The following is a 17,589-nucleotide window of genomic DNA, read 5'->3' on the forward strand; positions in this document are numbered from 1 at the left end:
TGCATATCTCTGACAGTTTCACTCCAAAGACATCAGGAGAGGAGTGGTTCCATGTCACATACACCGCATGAATTGGCCGACGAATTCCCGGAGCACATTGAAAAGATGAGCGCCTTGAAGCAATCGGACGCGCATTTTGCCAAGCTGTTCGACAGCTATCACGAGATCAACCGCAGCGTTCACCGCGCGGAAACCAACGTGGAGCCGATGGACGGGCTTGCCGAGACCGAGCTGCGTAAGAAACGCGGCGCGCTCAAGGACGAGATCTGGGGCTATCTGCAGAAATGATCAGTCAAGCAGGGCGGTGATCGCGGAGCTCACCGGCCGAGACATCGGCCGCGCGTTCGATCCGAACGTCGCGGCCACACTGCCATCCGGCGCAATCAAAACTTTGTTGAAGTTCCACTTTGGTGTGAACCCGGATTCTGCCTCAAGCCACTTGTAGAACGGGTGCGCGGCGTCGCCGCGGATTGCGGTGATGGTGGTCATCGGGAAATCCAACCCGAAATTGACTTCGCAGAAATCCTTGACCTCTTCATCGCTGGCCAGTTCCTGCCGGAAATCGTTGGACGGAATCGCCAGTACGACAAGACCGCGCTCGCGGTAGGTGTCGTAGAGTTCCTGAAGCCCGTCATATTGCGAAGTGTAACCACACCGGGACGCGGTGTTCACCACCAGCACCGGCTGCCCGCGCCATTGCGCAAGGTCGATGTCGCCACCGTCTATGGACGGAAAGCTAAAGGTTGTCATTGCGGCCTGAGCCAGCGTCGCGCAGCACACAAGTAGGGTGGCGAGGAATAAACGCATGAGAAATCTCCTTACGCCAAAAACTAGGTGCGTGAAGGCCAAAGGAAAGGTTCAGAGCGTGCGGAACACCATGACAAGTCCGCGGTCCTGCGCGTGCTCATGATCGGCGTTTTCGTAGATCGGAATGTCATGGAAGCTGACCGGAGTTATCATCCCATGGGCGGTAAACAGCGCAAGCCGCGACCCAAATCCCGCGCCATCGAACACAGGCGGGATCACCCCGCATACAAACAGCGCACCCGGACGCGCAACTCGCAGCAGTTCGGGAAAAACCTCTGGTCCGACATGGCCATGGGTGAAGGTGCCGCTGGACACAAACCCACCATAGCTTTCATCCGCGATCGGCAATATCTGCGTAAGATCGGCGCAAATGCGATTGCGATATAGCCCCTTGGCCGCGGCTTGATCCAGCATGGCTTGCGAGATGTCGATGCCGTCGACCGCGTATCCGGGCAGATGTTCCGCCAAAAGCCCGGTGCCAGCCCCGATATCAAGCACCGGTGTATTGTCTTGCTGATGCGCACGGAACACCGCAGCGATTTCGCGTGGCGCGATATAGCCATGCCTTTCGCCAAAACTTTTGTCATAGCTTGCAGCCCAATCGTCATAGAGCGCCTTGGCGTCCGACGCACCGCGAATGCTGTAGGCCTGCTGAAGGTTGTGGTTGGACATGGCGGCCTCCTGTGTTGTGATCCGGTGCAGGATGGCGGTGTCAGGACTGCGGTACAAGTGTCTTGCGCCGCGCGGATCAGCGTCCCATATTTTTCCGCAGAGGTTATCGGAGGAACGCCCCATGGCTGGTGGTTGGGCACGCGACGGCGCAGTACAAGAGCAGATAGATGCGTCGATCAATGACGAGCTGGCGCGGCTGAAAGCACGCAAGGGTCCGGAGGGCGAAAGCCTGACCCAGTGTGCCGAATGCGACGAACCTATCCCAGAAAAGCGCCGGGTCGCCATTCCCGGCGTGAAGCTTTGCATCGATTGCCAGAATGAGCGTGACGGGACCTATCAGACACGCGGCGGGATAAACCGGCGCGGATCGAAGGACAGCCAGTTGAAGTAAAATGTGCGGGCAGACGCCCGCGCAGGATATCTCGCCTATGGCTCGGGATTGGCGCGGGCTGGACGCTGTGTGCTTTCACCACCCGTCAAGGTTAACGCGCTGCGTTGTGCCAGCATATTTACCAAAAAGAAGAAGCAGGGAATGGTGTGCATCCCCTGCTTCTTCTTTTTCCAAATATGCACTTGCAACGCCTTAAACGGCGCCCCGCCAGAGGATCACGCCTCCATAGCTTCCAATTCGTCTATGAAGCCAGAGATCATCTCGAGACCCTTGTCCCAGAATTTCGGATCACTGGCATCGAGACCGAAGGGGGCCAGCAATTCCTTGTGGTGCTTTGATCCGCCTGCTTTGAGCATGTCGAAATACTTGTCCTGGAACCCGTCGGGGTTTTCCTCGTAAACCGCATAGAGCGCGTTCACGAGACCGTCGCCGAATGCGTAGGCGTAGACATAGAAAGGCGAGTGCACGAAGTGGGGGATGAAGGCCCAGAAGGTCTCGTACCCGTCCATAAATTCGAATGCAGGTCCTAGGGATTCTGCCTGCACCGACATCCAGAGCGCGTTGATGTCATCGGGTGTCAGCTCACCACCGCGGCGCGCCTCGTGCAGTTTGCATTCGAAATCGTAGAAGGCGATTTGACGGACAACGGTGTTGATCATGTCCTCGACCTTGCCGGCCAGCAGCACCTTTTTTTCGGCATCGTCCTTGGCGTTGTCGAGCATGCGTCGGAAGGTGAGCATTTCGCCAAAGACTGATGCGGTTTCTGCCAGTGTGAGGGGCGTGGAGGCCAGCATCTCGCCCTGTTCGGCGGCAAGCACCTGATGCACGCCGTGGCCCAATTCATGCGCGAGGGTCATCACATCACGTGGTTTGCCAAGGTAGTTGAGCATCACGTAGGGGTGCACATCGGTGACTGTGGGATGTGCGAAGGCCCCGGGCGCTTTACCCGGTTTCACGGCGGCGTCGATCCAGCCATCTGTGAAGAATGGCTTGGCGATGTCACCCATGCGCGGATCGAATTCGGAATATGCGTTCATCACCGTCGCTTCGGCTTCGTTCCAGTCCACGATGCGCGTGGCTTCCATGGGGAGCGGCGCGTTGCGATCCCACACCTGCATCACGTCGAGGCCCAGCCATTTGCGCTTGAGCTCATAATAGCGGTGGCTGAGTTTGGGGTAAGCTGCGACCACAGCGTTGCGCAGGGCTTCGACCACCTCCGGTTCGACATCGTTGCTGAGGTGGCGGCCGGTCTGGGCGGTCGGCATGCCGCGCCAACGGTCCATGACCTCTTTTTCCTTGGCCTGCGTGTTGTGGACACGGGCGAAAATCTTGATGTTCTCGGCAAAGACGGCGGCAAGTTCTTTGGCGGCGGCTTCGCGCACAGAGCGGTCCTGTTCGGTGAGCAGGTTCAGCGTGCCTTCGATGCTGAGCGGCTCGCCGTCCACTTCGAAGTCGAGGCCTGCGATGGTCTCATCAAACAAGCGCTCCCACGCATCGCCGACGACACCCATGTCGTGCAGGAATTTCTCCATCTCGTCGGATAGCTGATAAGGTTTCATCGCGCGGATGCGTCGGATGGCAGGTTTGTAGCGGGCGAGGTCTGCGTTGGCATCAAACAGTGCGTCCACAGTGGCGTCGTCAACCCGGTTCAGCTCCAGCGTGAAGAAGACCAGCGGCGTGGTGTAGATGGTGATCTTTTCCTGATGGTCCGATAGAAACTTGGCGCGCTGGGCGTCGGTTGTCAGCTGGTAGTAGCGCAGCCCGGCATAGGACATGATGCGTCCGGCAATGTTTTCGATCTTCTCGTGGCGGTGGATTGCTGTGAGGAATTCTGCGGCACTCAGACCTGCCAGCTTGCCTTCGTAATCGGCAGCAAAGCTGCGGCAGGCCTCTTCGAGCCAGTCAAGATCGCGCTTCAGTTCAGCGGCGTCATCCGACGGATAGAGGTCTGTCAGGTCCCATTCCGGCAGGTCCCCCAGATTTTTGCTGCCGCTCTGGGCGTTGGCGTCATAGGTTAGGGTGGGGGTGCGCAGCATGGGTCGTCTCCTGTTCTTTGTTGCCTTGGAACCTGTGCCGTGCGGACAGAAGGTTCAAGGGGCAAAGCCATAGAGCGTCGCGGGATTGTCGGTAAAAAGCTTCTGACGGGTGGTGCCGTCAGGTATCGCGTCGAGCAGGGTGCCGAGTTGCTGGCCCGCATCCGGCATGGGCACACCGTTCAGCATCAGGTGGGGCCAGTCGCTGCCCCAGAGGATGCGGTCGGGGTTCGCCTGTGCCAGTCGTTGAATCAGTGTTTGCGGCTCGGGCGAGTGGCGGTAGGTGGCGCTGAGTTTGGTCCAGCAATGGCCGTCCGCCAGCAGGCGTTCCAGCGCTTTCTGTCCTTCGGTCATTCCAAACGCGGGGTCGGGCCATGCACAATGGTCGAAGACGATTTGTACGGGCAGGGTGGGCACTTGCGGGGCCAGTTCTTCGAGGTGCAGGTGGGAGTGGGCGAGCATTTCGACATGCAGGCCATAGTCGGCCAATATCGGCGCGAGGCGTTTCATTCCCTCCCAACTTAGCAGCCCGCCATGCACGTAGTTCAGGCGCACCGCCTTGCAGCCTTTCCCGGCGAGTGCAGCGATTTCGGCCTCAGACGCGTTGTCAGAGATCAAGCACACAGCGCGGAACTGGTCACCCATGCGGCGGGTGGCCTCAAGCGTGATGCTGTTGTCGCCGCCATAGAGGATCGAGTGCACCATGACGCCGCGTGTACAGCCAAGAAGGCCGAGATGCATGCGGTAGCGGTCGAGCCACGTATCGAGTGTGCCGGGAGGCGGGTTTTCGACACGGCCGTCCCACAGCGCGAAGTCGTCTCCGATCAGGTGCACATGGGCGTCGCAGGCCCCGTCCGGCAGCGGCGCGCTGGGCGGCGTGATGGTGAGCGGTGGTTCGGCGGCGGTAGGTTTATCCATAGGTCTCAAGCAGGTCCTTAAGATCGTCGAGCGTATTGGCTTCTTGTAGCGGTTTATCCTGCCGCCAGCGGGACATGCGCGGAAAGCGCAGCGCGATGCCGGATTTGTGGCGGGGCGAGGCGTGGATGCCTTCAAACGCGATTTCGAACACGTGGTGCGGTTTGACCTGCCGCACTGGGCCAAAGCGTTGCTGTGTGTTTTTGCGCACCCATGCCGTGATCTGGCGGAACTCTGCGTCTGTCAGGCCGGAATAGGCCTTGGTGAAGGGCACCAGATCGTTGCCGTTCCAGACGGCAAAGGTGAAATCGGTGAACAGGTTGGCGCGACGTCCGTGGCCCTGTTGGGCGTAGATCATCACCGCATCGACCGTTAGCGGATCAAGCTTCCATTTCCACCAATCGCCTTTTTTTCGGCCCGATAGATACGGGCTGTCTTTGCGTTTGAGCATCAGACCCTCGGCGCGGGCATCGCGGGCGGTTGCGCGAATATTGGCCAAGGTGTCCCATGTATCGAAAGCCAACGGCGGTGCGGGGCGCAGGGGGGCATCGTCAGGCAGCGCATAAAGCAACGAGTCCAACCGTGTGCGGCGGTCTTGCAGGGGCAGATCACGCAGGTCTTCGCCGTTTTCTTCAAGCAGGTCATAGGCCAGAAGGATGACCGGCGCTTCCTTCAGCAGCTTCTTCGGAACGGTCTTGCGCCCAATGCGGCCTTGCAGCGTGTTGAACGGATATGGCTGGCTGCCATCCCAAGCAACAATCTCGCCGTCCAGAACGATCCCATCCGGTAAAAAATCGCTCAGGCGGGCGAATTCGGGGAAGCGGTCGGTCATCAGTTCTTCGCCGCGCGACCACACATGGTGGGTGCCATTGCGCAGAATGATCTGACCGCGAATGCCGTCCCATTTCCATTCAGCTTGCCAGTCCGTGGGAGACCCAAGCGCTTCAGGGCCGTCTTCAAGTTGATACGCAAGGTAGAACGGGTAGGGGCGACTGTCATCCGCTGCAGCGTCTTCGGCTTCGATGAGGGTGTGGAAATCTGTGGTTTCAGGCGACCAGCCGCCCATCAAGCGATGCGCAAGACTGGCTTCCTCTTGCTCTGTTGCTTGTGCCAAAGCGCGTGTCATCAGTTTCTGGCTGACGCCGATGCGAAAGCCACCAGTGATCAGCTTGTTGAACAGGAACCGTTCCACGGGATCGAGCTGATCCCATGCGTCCAGGATGCGTATTTTGCGGTCTTCGATGTCCAAAGCCGCGAGGGACTTCAATTCGGTGATCCAATACGTCAACGGCTGATCACTTTGGCGACTGGGTAGCGGCAGGGTCAGGGCGATGGTTTCGGCCAGATCGCCGACAATGGGATAGCTTTCTTCGAGCAACCAAAGGGGAATGCCACCTACCTCGGCCGCCCATTCGCGCAATTGGGTCGTTGTGACCGCGCGTTTAGGACGACGACCGGAAAAAAGTGCGATGGTCCACAGCTTGTCGTCATCGCTGGCGGTCTTGAAAAACTCGGCCAGCGCTTTGGTCTTCAGGCTGGTTTTGGTGGTCTGGTCCACTGTCGTGAAGAGCGCGGCAAAGTCTTTCATCGCACAGCGTCCCGAAGGAACGCCCCCAAGCGCCGAAGGGCATCCTCGGCTGCGCGTGAATACCCTGCGTGCAAATGCCAGACGTGGGCCAGCCCCGGCCACAGGTCGAGCGTCACATTGTCCATTACGTCGGCCAATCGATGCGCGTCCTGCGCCAGAGTTTCACCCGTGGCGGCCTGGATCATCGTGGGTGGCAGGTTGGACAGGTCGCCGTGCAAAGGGGAGACAGCGGGGTCAGCCGGGTCAATGCCGGGCAAGTAGTTGGTCAGCAGCCGCCGAGGCCAGGCCGCGGGGATCAGGATCTCGTCCGTGGCTGCGTCAAAGCGGGCTGCGATGTCGCCGGAAAGATCGCCGATGGGGGCAATCAAACCAAGCGCCTTAGGTTGGACACCGCCGCTGTTGCGGGCATGTTGCGCGACCTGCAATGCAAGGCAGCCGCCTGCACTGTCGCCGCACACCGCTGCAGGGGGCGTTCCTGAAGCAACCAGCCGGTCAAACGCGGCAACAGCATCATCGCGCGCTGCGGGAAAAGGATGTTCGGGGGCGAGGCGATATTTGATGGCGACGGCCCGCATGCCCGCCGCGCGCGCAAGATGCGCCACCAACGCGGCATGGGTGCGCGGACTGCCGATGGTGAAGCCGCCGCCGTGGATGTACATCAGCAGGGGGCTTTCTGTTCCGGCTTCGGGTGGGGTGAACCACAGCGCGCCGTCGGCGTCTTGCTCTGGCTTCATGTCTTTCGGGATTGCTCCCCCTAGTGGCGCAGACAAAGCGAAGATGCGGCGCAAGAGCGGTTGGGGGCCGACGAAGTGCAATGTACGCCGTTCCACGTTTCGAGCTTGCCAGAGAAAAAAGCGGTCGGTGCGGGTGTAGGTGGTCATGCGGCCTCTCCGGTCGGGGCGGTGTCGTCTTCGTCTGTGCCGAACTCTGTTTTGAGAACCTGCGCATTGTAGCCTTGTGTGTTAAGCCATCGCGCAAAGATATCCGTGTAACCATGTGTTGCAAAAATATTTTCCGCGCCTGTTTCTTGGATAGCTGACATCAGTCCATCCCAATCTGCATGGTCGGAAATCACAAAGCCTCGGTCAGCTGCACGGCGTCGGCGTACCCCGCGCAGCCGCATCCAACCAGAGGCGAAGGCGGTCGACGACGGGCCAAAGCGTCGTGCCCATTGTGACCCAAGAGCCGACGGAGGCGCGATCACCAATGCGCCGGAATGGTTCTTGACGTTCAGATCGGGTGTGACGTGGATCGTATCGGGCAGGCGATAACCTTGATTGCGTAAAACCTGATTGGTGTTCTCAACCGCGCCATGGGTCAGGATGGAGCCTATGGCGGGATCGACCATGGCGAGCAGGCGCTGAGCCTTGCCAAGCGAATACGCGCCCAAGATGGAGGCCTTGCCATCGGCTGTGTTTTTTGCCCACCACGCGTTCAGATCCTTGGCGACGTCGTTCTGGTCGTCCCATTTGAAAACAGGAAGTCCGAAGGTGCATTCCGTGATGAAGCTGTGGCATTTAACTGGTTCGAAAGGTTCGGAAATACCATCTGGAACAACTTTGTAGTCGCCTGATGCGACCCATACTTCCCCGGCAACTTCGACGCGGATTTGAGCCGATCCGGGCAAGTGGCCCGCGGGATGGAACGACACCAAAGCGTCGCCGATTTTTCGAACTTCGCCGAACTTAACGGTTTCTACAGAAATACTGCCCAACCTGTGGATCATGACCGGCGCACAGGCATCGGTGCATAGGTATCGGCGATGGCCCGGGCGGGCGTGGTCGGCATGGCCGTGAGTGATCAGCGCGCGGTCTACGGGCCGCCACGGGTCGATAAAGAAATCTCCGGCGGGGCAGTAGATGCCGCGATCGGTGAAGGTAAGGACAGTGTTCGACATGGAGTAGAGTATAGAAGGCGCGCAAGACATCGCCAGAGGCTTGCCAAGCCGCCCGGGCCGCGTAGGGTGGCGGGAACCAGACCACCGGGAGGCAGATCATGCAAATCGCAAGTTTTCGTCAGCGGCTTTTGTCGCGTGTGCCTCTGGCAGGCACCTTTCTGAAAACGCCGGCGCTGCAGCTGATCGAAGTTCTGGCGCAGTCGGATCTGGATTTTGTCTGCCTAGATGCGGAACACGCGCCTTTTGATCGCAGCGCGATTGACGCTTGTTGCGCGATGGGGCGGGCGTTGGATTTCCCTGTGCTGGTGCGGGTTGGTGATGGATCGGCGCGCGAGATACTTCAGGCGCTGGATTGCGGTGCCGTCGGAATCGTTGTTCCGCATGTCGATAGCGCGGCGAAGGCGGCAGAGGTGGCGCGTTCGGCACGGTTTGGGCGCGGAGGACGCGGTTTTGCAGGATCGACGCGATGGGCCGGATACGCGACGCAATCCATGCCGGACCTGTTGGCCCGGTCACAAGTAGAGACTGTTGTCATGGCGCAGATCGAAGAGCCAGAGGGTGTCGATGCCTGCGAGGCGATTGCCGCAACGGACGGTATTGATGCGCTGTTCGTCGGGCCTGCGGACCTTTCGGTAGGATATGGCCATGACAGTCAGGCCTCGGATGACCTGTTGCGGGCGCTCGAACGGGTCGGGAAGGCGGCAGAGACTGCTGGAAAAGCCTATGTGTCGTGGGTTGCGAATGCGCAGAAGGCACAAGAGTGGTCACAGTATGGGATGAGCTGTTTCTTCATCTCGTCCGAACACGCGTGGATGCGTGCCGGTGCGACCGCCGAGGCGCGCGGCGTGCACGACATCGGCAAAACCTAGGTTTTGAAGCTTGAAAACAACGAGATCGCGGCACCAGTGACTTGACGGCGGGTGTTTGGACCTTCCATCAGCACTTCGTGTTCCGCACCATCAACCAAGAGCAGTTTTCCGCCCTTCCAATGGGTCATGCGTTCTCGGATTGCCGTAGTATCGACAATGCGTTCATTCGAACCGACGAAACACAGCGCTGGAAGCGCAGGCGAGGGCATGGTGGCCAAAATTGCGCATTCCTGCAATGCCGACAACAGCCACGCATATGATGGCCCACCCAATCCAAATCGGGGCTCTGATTCGACATGGCGGCGCATGTAGTCGAACATTTCGCGGTCGGAGGTGAGCAGGTTGGTCTCGAACGGTTCGGAGGCCGGGTAGCTTTTGATCGATGTGCCGGGGGCCAGACGATGCCCTTGGCCAAGGGCAATGGCCAGCCGCGGCAGAGTCCATGCCACGGGCCGCAGATACCCAGCCATCTGAATCCCCCACATCGGACCGGTGAACATGACGGACGCCATGTCGCTTCCGTTCAACAATGCGCGCAACCCGATGCAACCTCCCATGGAATGCGCGACCATGTGCCAGGGTTTGGGCAATTCGGCCTTGCGCGCAAAGGCGCAGACGGCAGACCAATCTTTCTGGAAATCCAGAAACCGGTCGACATGACCCACCATCGGGTTGGCTCCCAGCCGGTCGGCCATCCCCTGACCGCGCCAGTCGACAGCGACGACACCAAATCCTGCACGGACGAAATCCTTGGCGGTGCGGCCGTATTTTTCGATGTATTCGGTGCGTCCCGGCAGAATGAACACCGTGCCTTTGCTGTCCGGCGCTGCCGCGTGCCCTGCGCGGATGCGCACCCCATCCGAGGTGCGCAGCCAATACGCATTGGTGTCCGGACCTTCGGCCAGATCGTCGCGATAGGGCGCGGAATCTGCCATCAAGCGAGGCTGGCGGCCAGCTTCATCGCCATGCCCATGTCGCCGTCGATGGTCAGGCGGCCGGACATGAAGGCAGAGGTGGGATTGAGTGAGCCGTCAAAAATCTCGCGGTAGGTGTCGGCATCGGCGTTAAAAGTGACATCTGCATCGGCGCTGCCTTCGCGGGCGCCGCTGTCATCCACGATCATGCTGCCTTCGCCTTCGATGTTGAATTGTGCGGTGCCGTCAATGCCGGCTCCAGCCAGCTTTTCATTCAGGGCGGCAACTGCCTGTGTCACAACATCGCTCATACGCTTGTCTCCTTCGTGATCGCGTTCTGATCTGCAAGGCTGGCATTTGCCACACCCCGCGCTAAACTCAAGAGTGGTTATGAGGTTCACAATGCGCAAACACAAATCTGCCGTTGCGGCATTTCTTCTATCATCAGCGATGATGCTGGGTCCGGCGCAGGCGCAGGACGCGGCAGCGACCGACCTGTTGGACCAATTGGCACAGGCCGAAGATGCGCGTGCTGCTGATCGGCTTGAACGGCAAGTGCGGCAGGAGTGGTCGAAATCCGGGTCAGCGACAATCGATCTGCTGCTCAAGAGGGGGCAAGATGCGCTGGATGTCGACAATGTGGACGCGGCGTTGGAGCACTTGACCGCTTTGACCGACCATGCGCCCGACTTTGCCGAAGGCTGGCACACGTTGGCGTTGGCCTATTATCGTGCTGATCAATTTGGCCCGGCGGCGGATGCGTTGGAGCGGACATTGGCGTTGAACCCTGAGCATTTTGGCGCGTTGCGCGGGTTGGGTGCGATATTCGAACAGGTCGACAAACCTCACCTTGCGTATGATGCCTATTCGCGGGTACTCAACCTGCGACCGCACGATTCCGATGTGATCGACGCGTTGGAGCGGTTGGAGCTTCGGGTGAATGGGCAGACGCTCTGATCATCTGACGCCCGAGCAGGACGGCAAAGGACGTCAATATGGCCGGACATGCGCGGGTTGCGGCCATCCTTGGCCCGACCAACACAGGCAAAACCCACTACGCCATTGATCGAATGCTGGGCTATCGCACCGGCATGATCGGCTTGCCGTTGCGTCTTTTGGCGCGCGAGGTCTATGACAAGATCGTCGCCGCGCGGGGGCCGTCCGTAGTGGCGCTTGTCACGGGCGAAGAACGCATCGTGCCGCCGCGTGCCCAATATTGGGTGTGCACGGTCGAAGCGATGCCCGAAGGCATGGGCTGCGACTTTGTCGGGATAGACGAAATTCAGCTTTGTGCCGATCCCGAGCGGGGGCATGTGTTCACCGACCGGCTCTTGCGGATGCGAGGGTTGCAGGAAACGCTGTTCATGGGGTCCGACACGATGCGTGGGTCGATCGCGGCATTGGTGCCGGGTGTCGAGTTTGTGCGCCGCGAGCGGATGAGCCAACTGTCCTATACCGGCTCGAAGAAGATCAGCCGCTTGCAGCCGCGCACGGCCATTGTCGGATTTTCGGTCGAGAACGTCTACGCCATTGCGGAGCTGTTGCGCCGCCAGAAGGGCGGGGCAGCTGTGGTCATGGGGGCACTGTCACCCCGAACGCGGAACGCGCAGGTGGATTTGTATCAAAACGGCGAGGTGGATTTTCTGGTGGCGACTGATGCCATCGGGATGGGTCTCAATCTGGATATCAACCACGTCGCGTTTTCGTCTCTGACCAAATTCGACGGTCGGCGGATGCGACCCTTGATGCCCAACGAACTGGCGCAGATCGCAGGGCGTGCCGGTCGGGGTATGTCGCATGGCACGTTTGGTGTCACCGGCGAGGCAGGGCCATTGGCCGACGAGGTGGCCGAAGCGATCTGCAACCACCGCTTTACGCCGTTGAAAAAGCTGAACTGGCGCAATGCCGATCTGCGCTTTGGTACAATTGACGCGCTGATTGCATCGCTCGAGACCAGCCCGAACGACGAGTTGCTGGTCAAGGCCCGCGAGGCCGACGACCTACAGGCGCTCAAGGCGCTGAGCACGATTGCCGAGGTTCAGGCCCGCGCATCGGATCCGAAATCGGTGCAGCTTTTGTGGGATGTGTGCCGGATTCCCGATTTCCGGGGTATCAGCCACGCGGAACATGCTGGGCTTTTGGAAGTTATCTACGGACACTTGCACCAACGCGGAGCAATCCCGGATGATTTCCTTGGGCGGCAGGTCAATCGGATCGACCGGACAGATGGCGACATTGACACGTTGTCGAAACGATTGGCGTATATTCGCACATGGACCTACGTCGCGCAGCGGAAAGCGTGGGTGCATGACGAAAGCCATTGGCGTGAGCAAACACGCGCTGTAGAAGACCGACTGTCGGACGCGCTGCACGAGCGCCTGACCCAGAGATTTGTTGACCGGCGCACATCCGTGCTCTTGCGGCGGTTGAAACAGAAGGAGGCCCTTTTGGCCGAAGTGAATGACAAAGGTGAAGTCACCGTCGAAGGCGAATTCGTCGGAAGGCTTGAAGGGTTCCGGTTCCGCCAGGACAAGGATGCAACCGGGCAAGAAGCCAAGACGCTGAAGACGGCGTCGCTACAGGCGCTTGCTCCGCATTTCCATTTGCGGGCGGATCGGTTCTACAATGCACCCGATACCGAGATGGATTTCACCGAGCAAGGTGGCCTTATGTGGGGCGACCAGGCGGTGGGCAAGCTTGCCGCAGGCGATGATCCGTTGAAACCGCGTATCGTGGCCTTTGTCGATGAAGAGGCCGGTGCGGATGTGGCGGCCAAGGTGCAGCGCCGTTTACAGCATTTCATCGACCGCAAGATTGCGGCGTTGTTCGAGCCGCTGATCAACCTCCAGAAAGACGAGACCTTGAATGGTCTGGCGAGGGGCTTTGCCTTCCGCATGGTCGAGTCGATGGGTATCCTGCCGCGGGCTGATGTGGCGGACGACGTAAAGGCGCTGGATCAGGACGCACGCGGAATGCTGCGCAAGCATGGGCTTCGCTTTGGTCAGTTCACCGTGTTCATGCCGCTCTTGCTCAAGCCTGCGCCGACGCGGTTGCGGCTGGTGCTTTGGAGCCTCGCGAAGAATCTGGACGTGTTTCCCGAGGCACCGCCTCCGGGGCTGGTGACAGTGCCGAATATGGCGGGCACGCCTGCCGAACATCACACGGTGTCAGGATATCGCGCTGCGGGGGACCGGGCGATCCGGATCGACATGTTGGAACGTCTGGCAGACCTTCTGCGTGCGCAGGACAGCCGGGGTGGGTTCGAAGCGAACCCGGACATGCTGTCGATCACTGGTCTGACCTTGGAGCAGTTCGCCGATCTTATGGGCGGTCTGGGGTACAAGGCGGAAAAGGGCGAGCGCGAGAAGGTTCGCGCTGTCGACGCTGTCGTGCCCGAAGCGAATGCCGCTGTGGCAGTTGAACAGGACGCGGCGATCGATGGTGCCGTTCCTGTCGAAGACACTCCTGTCATGGATGCGGCGCAGGAGGGTGCGCCGGGTGCCGATGCGGCAATTGCTGAAGCGCCTGAGGCGGCCGATGTCTCTGACGCTGCGGCAGCGATGCCCGAAGATGGCGTTGCGCCAGTGGCTGACGTGCCCAGCGATGCCGTGGCAGAAACGCCTGTTCCGACCAATTCGGAAACCGAGATCGATCCGGGTGCTGCGCCTGATGCGGCTTTGGCCGGACCGGAGACCGAAGAGTTTTACACCTTCACCTGGCGAGGTAACCGTCCAGACCGGCAACCGCGCCGGGACGGTGGGGCTGGCAAAGGCCGCCGCGACGGGGGCAAGCCGCAGGGTGACCGTCCGCGTGGCAAGGGCAAACCCAAGGGCAAAGGTCAACCGCCGCGTGATGCGGGGACGAAGACCTTCCAAGCGCGTCCGCCCAAGAAGGAAAAGCCGATCGATCCCGACAACCCCTTTGCTGCGGCCCTCATGGGGCTGAAGACCAAGGACTGAGTTGACCGAGCCGGTTCAGAAGCTTCGGATCGACAAATGGCTGTGGCATGCGCGGTTTTTCAAGACGCGCAGCCTTGCCGCCAAGATCGTATCCGGGGGCAAGCTGCGCGTGAACGGTCAGCCGATATCGAAACCGGCCTATATGGTGACGGCTTTGGATGTGTTGACCTTTCCGCAAGCCAACGACGTTCGCGTGATCAAGGTGCTGGCCATGGGGGAACGCCGGGGCCCAGCTCCGGAGGCGCAACTGCTTTACGACGACCTAGACCCTCCGAAACCGCGCGAGGCTATTGCTGAACAAGTGCCACGTTTCGAAGGTAAGGGACGTCCGACGAAGAAAGATCGTCGCGCCTTGCAACAAACCCGTACAGACCTTCTTGAATGATTTTTCCGAGTGGCTTAGCTAGCTTGCGAACGACCGATGGAAGACGCGCATGACCTATATTGTCAACGATGCCTGCATTGCCTGCAAATACACCGACTGTGTGGAAGTCTGTCCTGTGGACTGTTTCTACGAAGGCGAGAACATGCTGGTGATACACCCTGACGAGTGCATCGATTGCGGTGTCTGTGAACCAGAATGTCCGGCAGATGCGATCCGGCCTGACACAGAGCCGGACATGGACAAGTGGGTCGAGTTCAATCGCAAATATGCCGAACTTTGGCCGGTTATCATCACCAAGAAAGACCCGTTGCCTGACGCAGAAGAGCGGGACGGCGAGAGCGGCAAGCTCGACAAGTACTTTTCCGAAGCGCCCGGCGAAGGCGGATGATGATTCGTTGATCGTCGTTTCGATGGATCAAGAAAAGCGCTTAAATATCTGAAACTGAATGTGTTTCGCATGATTTTCGTGCCACTACCGCGTGGGCGATTTTTATGTTATGCTCTGGTTACAAATGACACCTGTGGGACACACGCCGTTGCTGGCGTATGGCAAATAAGCTGACTTAAGCTTGTCTTATACTCTGAATGAAACGATCGGAAGCAAACCTTCCGTTCGGTTTTTTTGTCTGCGTCGCATGGGTGCACGCCAAGGAAGGTTCTGAATGACCAAATCGAAAAAATCCGAATTCCGTCCGAACGATTATGTTGTCTATCCGGCGCATGGTGTTGGACAAATCGTGTCCATCGAAGAACAGGAGATCGCCGGCATCACGCTTGAGCTGTTCGTGATCTCGTTCGAGAAAGACAAGATGACCCTGCGCGTGCCAACGCACAAGGCCTCGGAAATCGGAATGCGGTCGCTGAGCTCGCCCGACGTGGTGAGCCAAGCGATGAAGACGTTGAAGGGCAAAGCCAAGGTCAAACGGGCCATGTGGTCGCGCCGGGCTCAGGAATACGAACAGAAGATCAACTCGGGCGATCTTATTGCCATTGCCGAGGTTGTTCGTGACCTGCACCGTGCCGACGACCAGCGCGAACAGAGCTATTCCGAGCGTCAGCTTTACGAAGCCGCACTCGAGCGTCTGACCCGCGAAGTCGCGGCAACCTCGGGTGGGGATGAGCTGGCTGCGTCCAAGCAGGTTGGCGATGTACTCATGTCGCGGGCACCTGCTGCGGCCTGATCTGCACTTAATTTATGAGACAAAGCGGCCCCCATCTTGGGGGCCGCTTTTTTATGCCGCGTCGTTGTTGGAACTTTCAAGAGCACTGAGCAGGGACGCTTCGAGCTCTTTCTCCAGTTCCTTGGCGCGGGCGATGTAGGCCTCATTCTGCGCTGATGGGATATTTGGATCCCAAAGTTCAGCCAATTCGCGCACGGTGTAACGGTCGTGATGGTAGAACAGCTTTTCCGCTTCGGCGGCTTCGTATTCCGACAAGCCGATATTCTCGAGCACATAGCGGCCCGCGCGCAGTGAGCTGTCGAACAGTTCGCGCACGATGTCATTCGCACCTGCTTGGTAAAGTCGGTATGTGTGGGTGCGGTCGCGAGAGCGGGCGACAATGTGGATGTCTGGGCGCAAGCGGCGCGCGTAGGTCACAAGCCGCTCGGCTGCAATCGGATCGTCCAGCGCAACCATCAAAACCCGTGCGGTGTCGATCCCGGCGGCGTGTAGCAGGTCGGGGCGTAGCGGGTCGCCGAAAAAGCCCTGATATCCGAATTTCCGCATCAATTGTATGGTTTGCAGGTTGTTGTCGATCACCACTGTCTTGGCGCCCACGGATTGGACCAAACGATTGACAATCTGCCCAAAGCGCCCGATTCCGGCGATGATCACGGTGCCTTGTTCGTCGATCGTGTCGTGTTTGATATCCCCATCCGCGTCCTTCATGCGTTTGGACAGGTATTCGTAAAAGATAAACGCCAGCGGTGTGATCAGCATCGACAGGGCCACGATCAACAGCAAACGATCTGCGATATAGCCCGGCAAAATGGATTGCTGGAGCGAGAACGAGATCAGGACAAAGCCGAATTCACCGGCCTGTGCCAATCCGAGGGTGAAAAGCCACTGATCCCGCCCGCGCAGTTTGAAAGCACGTCCCAACCCGTAAAGGATCACACCTTTCAGGAACATAATCCCAAGGGCGAGGCCTAGAATGCTGATTGGTTCCGAGAAGAAGAGGCTGAAGTCAATGCCTGCACCGACAGTGATAAAAAACAGGCCGAGCAACAGTCCTTTGAACGGTTCGATGTCGGATTCAAGTTCATGGCGGAATTCGCTGTTGGCCAGAACCACGCCTGCGAGGAACGTCCCAAGGGCAGGGGACAGGCCGACAGCTGTCATGAGGAATGCGATGCCAATCACGATGAGCAGGGCCAGCGCGGTGTACATTTCGCGTAGATGAGCTGCATGGATAAAGCGGAACAGCGGTCGCGCGCCATAGACCCCGCCTACGATGATCAAGGCGACAGCCCCCAAGGTCACGAGCGTGACGCCCCATCCGGGCAATCCTTCGATCAGGGACATGCTGTGGCCATGGGCATCGTCCAAGTGTTCAAGTGCCGTGCGAGAGATCGACCCGTCAGGGTTTAGGGAAGGACCGGTCGGCACGGCAAGCAGGGGCAGGATGATCAGCATCGGGATAACGGCGATGTCCTGCGTCAGCAACACCGAGAAGGTGGAGCGCCCGCCGCTTGTCTGCATCAGTCCTTTTTCGCTCAGGGTTTGCAAGACGATCGCGGTGGATGACAGGGCAAAGATCATCCCGATCGCCAGTGCTGTTTGCCAGACGAAACCAAGATAGATTGCGCCGACCATAACGGCCAGCATGGTGATGATCACCTGAAGGCCACCTAGGCCAATCAACCTGTGGCGCATATCCCAAAGCGCGCGCGGATCGAGTTCGAGCCCGATCAAAAACAGCATCATCACAACGCCGAATTCGGCGAAGTGTTGAAGATCCGTGGTGTCTGCGACAAGTCCCAGTCCCGGTCCAATGGCAACACCTGCCAACAGGTAGCCAAGCACCGACCCCAGCCCCAGACGCGCGGCGATGGGAACGGCGATTACGGCAGCCAGCAGGAACACCGACGCGAGGAAGAGAAACTCACCCATTCTGAATGTGCCTTTCGAACTGGTCCAAGCATGCCGGTCTTTGCAT

General features: G+C 59.3%; 18 protein-coding genes. 8 read left to right on the forward strand and 10 right to left on the reverse strand.

Going from position 1 to position 17,589, the window contains the following annotated elements:
* Positions 1 to 51 precede the first annotated feature (51 nt).
* Positions 52 to 288, forward strand: coding sequence for an HP1242/YdcH family protein (locus MCRY_RS16840; RefSeq protein WP_085632015.1), 237 nt, complete (start codon positions 52 to 54; stop codon positions 286 to 288).
* Here MCRY_RS16840 and MCRY_RS16845 read toward each other — a convergent pair whose 3' ends face one another.
* Entirely contained in the window at positions 289 to 807 is a 519-nt protein-coding gene (locus tag MCRY_RS16845; protein ID WP_085632016.1) for a glutathione peroxidase, read from the reverse strand.
* Between the two features lie 51 nt (positions 808 to 858).
* Positions 859 to 1,479, reverse strand: coding sequence for a class I SAM-dependent DNA methyltransferase (locus MCRY_RS16850; RefSeq protein WP_171046099.1), 621 nt, complete (start codon positions 1,477 to 1,479; stop codon positions 859 to 861).
* Positions 1,480 to 1,600: 121 nt separating this feature from the next.
* On the opposite strand from MCRY_RS16850, the gene MCRY_RS16855 reads away from it, so the two are divergent.
* Positions 1,601 to 1,870, forward strand: a complete 270-nt coding sequence (locus MCRY_RS16855; RefSeq protein WP_085632018.1) for a DksA/TraR family C4-type zinc finger protein — start codon at positions 1,601 to 1,603, stop codon at positions 1,868 to 1,870.
* A 215-nt stretch (positions 1,871 to 2,085) separates the two neighbouring features.
* Here the strand turns inward: MCRY_RS16855 and MCRY_RS16860 are convergent, their stop codons facing one another.
* Genes MCRY_RS16860 through MCRY_RS16880 form a run of 5 tightly spaced genes read right to left on the reverse strand, consistent with a single transcriptional unit; the run spans position 2,086 to position 8,303 of the window.
* On the reverse strand, positions 2,086 to 3,906 hold the full coding sequence (locus MCRY_RS16860; protein ID WP_085632019.1) for a M3 family oligoendopeptidase: 1,821 nt from the start codon (positions 3,904 to 3,906) through the stop codon (positions 2,086 to 2,088).
* A gap of 54 nt (positions 3,907 to 3,960) precedes the next feature.
* Positions 3,961 to 4,821, reverse strand: a complete 861-nt coding sequence (locus tag MCRY_RS16865) for an amidohydrolase family protein (protein WP_085632020.1) — start codon at positions 4,819 to 4,821, stop codon at positions 3,961 to 3,963.
* On the reverse strand, positions 4,814 to 6,406 hold the full coding sequence (locus tag MCRY_RS16870; RefSeq protein WP_085632021.1) for an ATP-dependent DNA ligase: 1,593 nt from the start codon (positions 6,404 to 6,406) through the stop codon (positions 4,814 to 4,816). The genes MCRY_RS16865 and MCRY_RS16870 overlap by 8 nt, the downstream gene beginning before the upstream one ends.
* Complete coding sequence (locus MCRY_RS16875) at positions 6,403 to 7,287, reverse strand: alpha/beta hydrolase (RefSeq protein ID WP_085632022.1); 885 nt, start codon at positions 7,285 to 7,287, stop codon at positions 6,403 to 6,405. Before MCRY_RS16875 ends, MCRY_RS16870 begins: the two co-directional genes overlap by 4 nt.
* Positions 7,284 to 8,303, reverse strand: a complete 1,020-nt coding sequence (locus MCRY_RS16880) for a ligase-associated DNA damage response exonuclease (protein ID WP_085632023.1) — start codon at positions 8,301 to 8,303, stop codon at positions 7,284 to 7,286. The genes MCRY_RS16875 and MCRY_RS16880 overlap by 4 nt, the downstream gene beginning before the upstream one ends.
* Before the next feature lie 98 nt (positions 8,304 to 8,401).
* Here MCRY_RS16880 and MCRY_RS16885 point away from each other — a divergent pair, with 98 nt between their 5' ends.
* Positions 8,402 to 9,172 carry an HpcH/HpaI aldolase family protein gene (locus tag MCRY_RS16885; RefSeq protein WP_085632024.1) on the forward strand — a complete coding sequence of 257 codons (771 nt, stop codon included), beginning with the start codon at positions 8,402 to 8,404 and terminating at the stop codon, positions 9,170 to 9,172.
* Here MCRY_RS16885 and MCRY_RS16890 read toward each other — a convergent pair.
* Together MCRY_RS16890 and MCRY_RS16895 are read right to left on the reverse strand one after the other, a co-directional pair.
* Positions 9,169 to 10,107, reverse strand: a complete 939-nt coding sequence (locus MCRY_RS16890) for an alpha/beta fold hydrolase (RefSeq protein ID WP_085632025.1) — start codon at positions 10,105 to 10,107, stop codon at positions 9,169 to 9,171. The genes MCRY_RS16885 and MCRY_RS16890 overlap by 4 nt on opposite strands.
* Positions 10,107 to 10,397 (reverse strand): SCP2 sterol-binding domain-containing protein, encoded by a 291-nt coding sequence (locus MCRY_RS16895; RefSeq protein WP_085632027.1) that lies wholly within the window; start codon positions 10,395 to 10,397, stop codon positions 10,107 to 10,109. The genes MCRY_RS16890 and MCRY_RS16895 overlap by 1 nt, the downstream gene beginning before the upstream one ends.
* A gap of 91 nt (positions 10,398 to 10,488) precedes the next feature.
* On the opposite strand from MCRY_RS16895, the gene MCRY_RS16900 reads away from it, so the two are divergent.
* The 5 genes from MCRY_RS16900 (at position 10,489) to MCRY_RS16920 (ending at position 15,611) form a co-directional block, all read left to right on the forward strand.
* Positions 10,489 to 11,043 carry a tetratricopeptide repeat protein gene (locus MCRY_RS16900; RefSeq protein WP_238939610.1) on the forward strand — a complete coding sequence of 185 codons (555 nt, stop codon included), beginning with the start codon at positions 10,489 to 10,491 and terminating at the stop codon, positions 11,041 to 11,043.
* 38 nt (positions 11,044 to 11,081) lie between these two features.
* Positions 11,082 to 14,045, forward strand: a complete 2,964-nt coding sequence (locus tag MCRY_RS16905; RefSeq protein ID WP_085632029.1) for a helicase-related protein — start codon at positions 11,082 to 11,084, stop codon at positions 14,043 to 14,045.
* A 1-nt stretch (position 14,046) separates the two neighbouring features.
* A complete protein-coding gene (locus MCRY_RS16910; RefSeq protein WP_085632031.1) occupies positions 14,047 to 14,430 on the forward strand; it encodes an RNA-binding S4 domain-containing protein in 384 nt (127 codons plus the stop codon).
* 49 nt (positions 14,431 to 14,479) lie between these two features.
* The gene (fdxA, locus tag MCRY_RS16915; RefSeq protein ID WP_085632033.1) at positions 14,480 to 14,818 is read left to right on the forward strand and encodes a ferredoxin FdxA; all 339 of its coding nucleotides are present in this window, start codon (positions 14,480 to 14,482) and stop codon (positions 14,816 to 14,818) included.
* 274 nt (positions 14,819 to 15,092) lie between these two features.
* Positions 15,093 to 15,611: a CarD family transcriptional regulator gene (locus tag MCRY_RS16920; RefSeq protein ID WP_085632034.1), complete on the forward strand. Its 519-nt coding sequence runs from the start codon at positions 15,093 to 15,095 to the stop codon at positions 15,609 to 15,611.
* A 51-nt stretch (positions 15,612 to 15,662) separates the two neighbouring features.
* On the opposite strand, the gene MCRY_RS16925 is transcribed toward MCRY_RS16920, so the two are convergent.
* Positions 15,663 to 17,543, reverse strand: a complete 1,881-nt coding sequence (locus tag MCRY_RS16925; protein WP_085632036.1) for a monovalent cation:proton antiporter-2 (CPA2) family protein — start codon at positions 17,541 to 17,543, stop codon at positions 15,663 to 15,665.
* Between the last annotated feature and the right edge of the window lie 46 nt (positions 17,544 to 17,589).

Origin of the sequence: Marivita cryptomonadis, assembly GCF_002115725.1 — a bacterium.
Taxonomy (GTDB): domain Bacteria; phylum Pseudomonadota; class Alphaproteobacteria; order Rhodobacterales; family Rhodobacteraceae; genus Marivita; species Marivita cryptomonadis.

Coding starts and splice junctions, on each gene's coding strand:
- MCRY_RS16840 (WP_085632015.1), top strand. CDS start 52: ATGTCACATACACCGCATGAATTGGCCGACGAATTCCCGGAGCACATT.
- MCRY_RS16845 (WP_085632016.1), bottom strand. CDS start 807: ATGCGTTTATTCCTCGCCACCCTACTTGTGTGCTGCGCGACGCTGGCT.
- MCRY_RS16850 (WP_171046099.1), bottom strand. CDS start 1,479: ATGTCCAACCACAACCTTCAGCAGGCCTACAGCATTCGCGGTGCGTCG.
- MCRY_RS16855 (WP_085632018.1), top strand. CDS start 1,601: ATGGCTGGTGGTTGGGCACGCGACGGCGCAGTACAAGAGCAGATAGAT.
- MCRY_RS16860 (WP_085632019.1), bottom strand. CDS start 3,906: ATGCTGCGCACCCCCACCCTAACCTATGACGCCAACGCCCAGAGCGGC.
- MCRY_RS16865 (WP_085632020.1), bottom strand. CDS start 4,821: ATGGATAAACCTACCGCCGCCGAACCACCGCTCACCATCACGCCGCCC.
- MCRY_RS16870 (WP_085632021.1), bottom strand. CDS start 6,406: ATGAAAGACTTTGCCGCGCTCTTCACGACAGTGGACCAGACCACCAAA.
- MCRY_RS16875 (WP_085632022.1), bottom strand. CDS start 7,287: ATGACCACCTACACCCGCACCGACCGCTTTTTTCTCTGGCAAGCTCGA.
- MCRY_RS16880 (WP_085632023.1), bottom strand. CDS start 8,303: ATGTCGAACACTGTCCTTACCTTCACCGATCGCGGCATCTACTGCCCC.
- MCRY_RS16885 (WP_085632024.1), top strand. CDS start 8,402: ATGCAAATCGCAAGTTTTCGTCAGCGGCTTTTGTCGCGTGTGCCTCTG.
- MCRY_RS16890 (WP_085632025.1), bottom strand. CDS start 10,107: ATGGCAGATTCCGCGCCCTATCGCGACGATCTGGCCGAAGGTCCGGAC.
- MCRY_RS16895 (WP_085632027.1), bottom strand. CDS start 10,397: ATGAGCGATGTTGTGACACAGGCAGTTGCCGCCCTGAATGAAAAGCTG.
- MCRY_RS16900 (WP_238939610.1), top strand. CDS start 10,489: ATGCGCAAACACAAATCTGCCGTTGCGGCATTTCTTCTATCATCAGCG.
- MCRY_RS16905 (WP_085632029.1), top strand. CDS start 11,082: ATGGCCGGACATGCGCGGGTTGCGGCCATCCTTGGCCCGACCAACACA.
- fdxA (WP_085632033.1), top strand. CDS start 14,480: ATGACCTATATTGTCAACGATGCCTGCATTGCCTGCAAATACACCGAC.
- MCRY_RS16920 (WP_085632034.1), top strand. CDS start 15,093: ATGACCAAATCGAAAAAATCCGAATTCCGTCCGAACGATTATGTTGTC.
- MCRY_RS16925 (WP_085632036.1), bottom strand. CDS start 17,543: ATGGGTGAGTTTCTCTTCCTCGCGTCGGTGTTCCTGCTGGCTGCCGTA.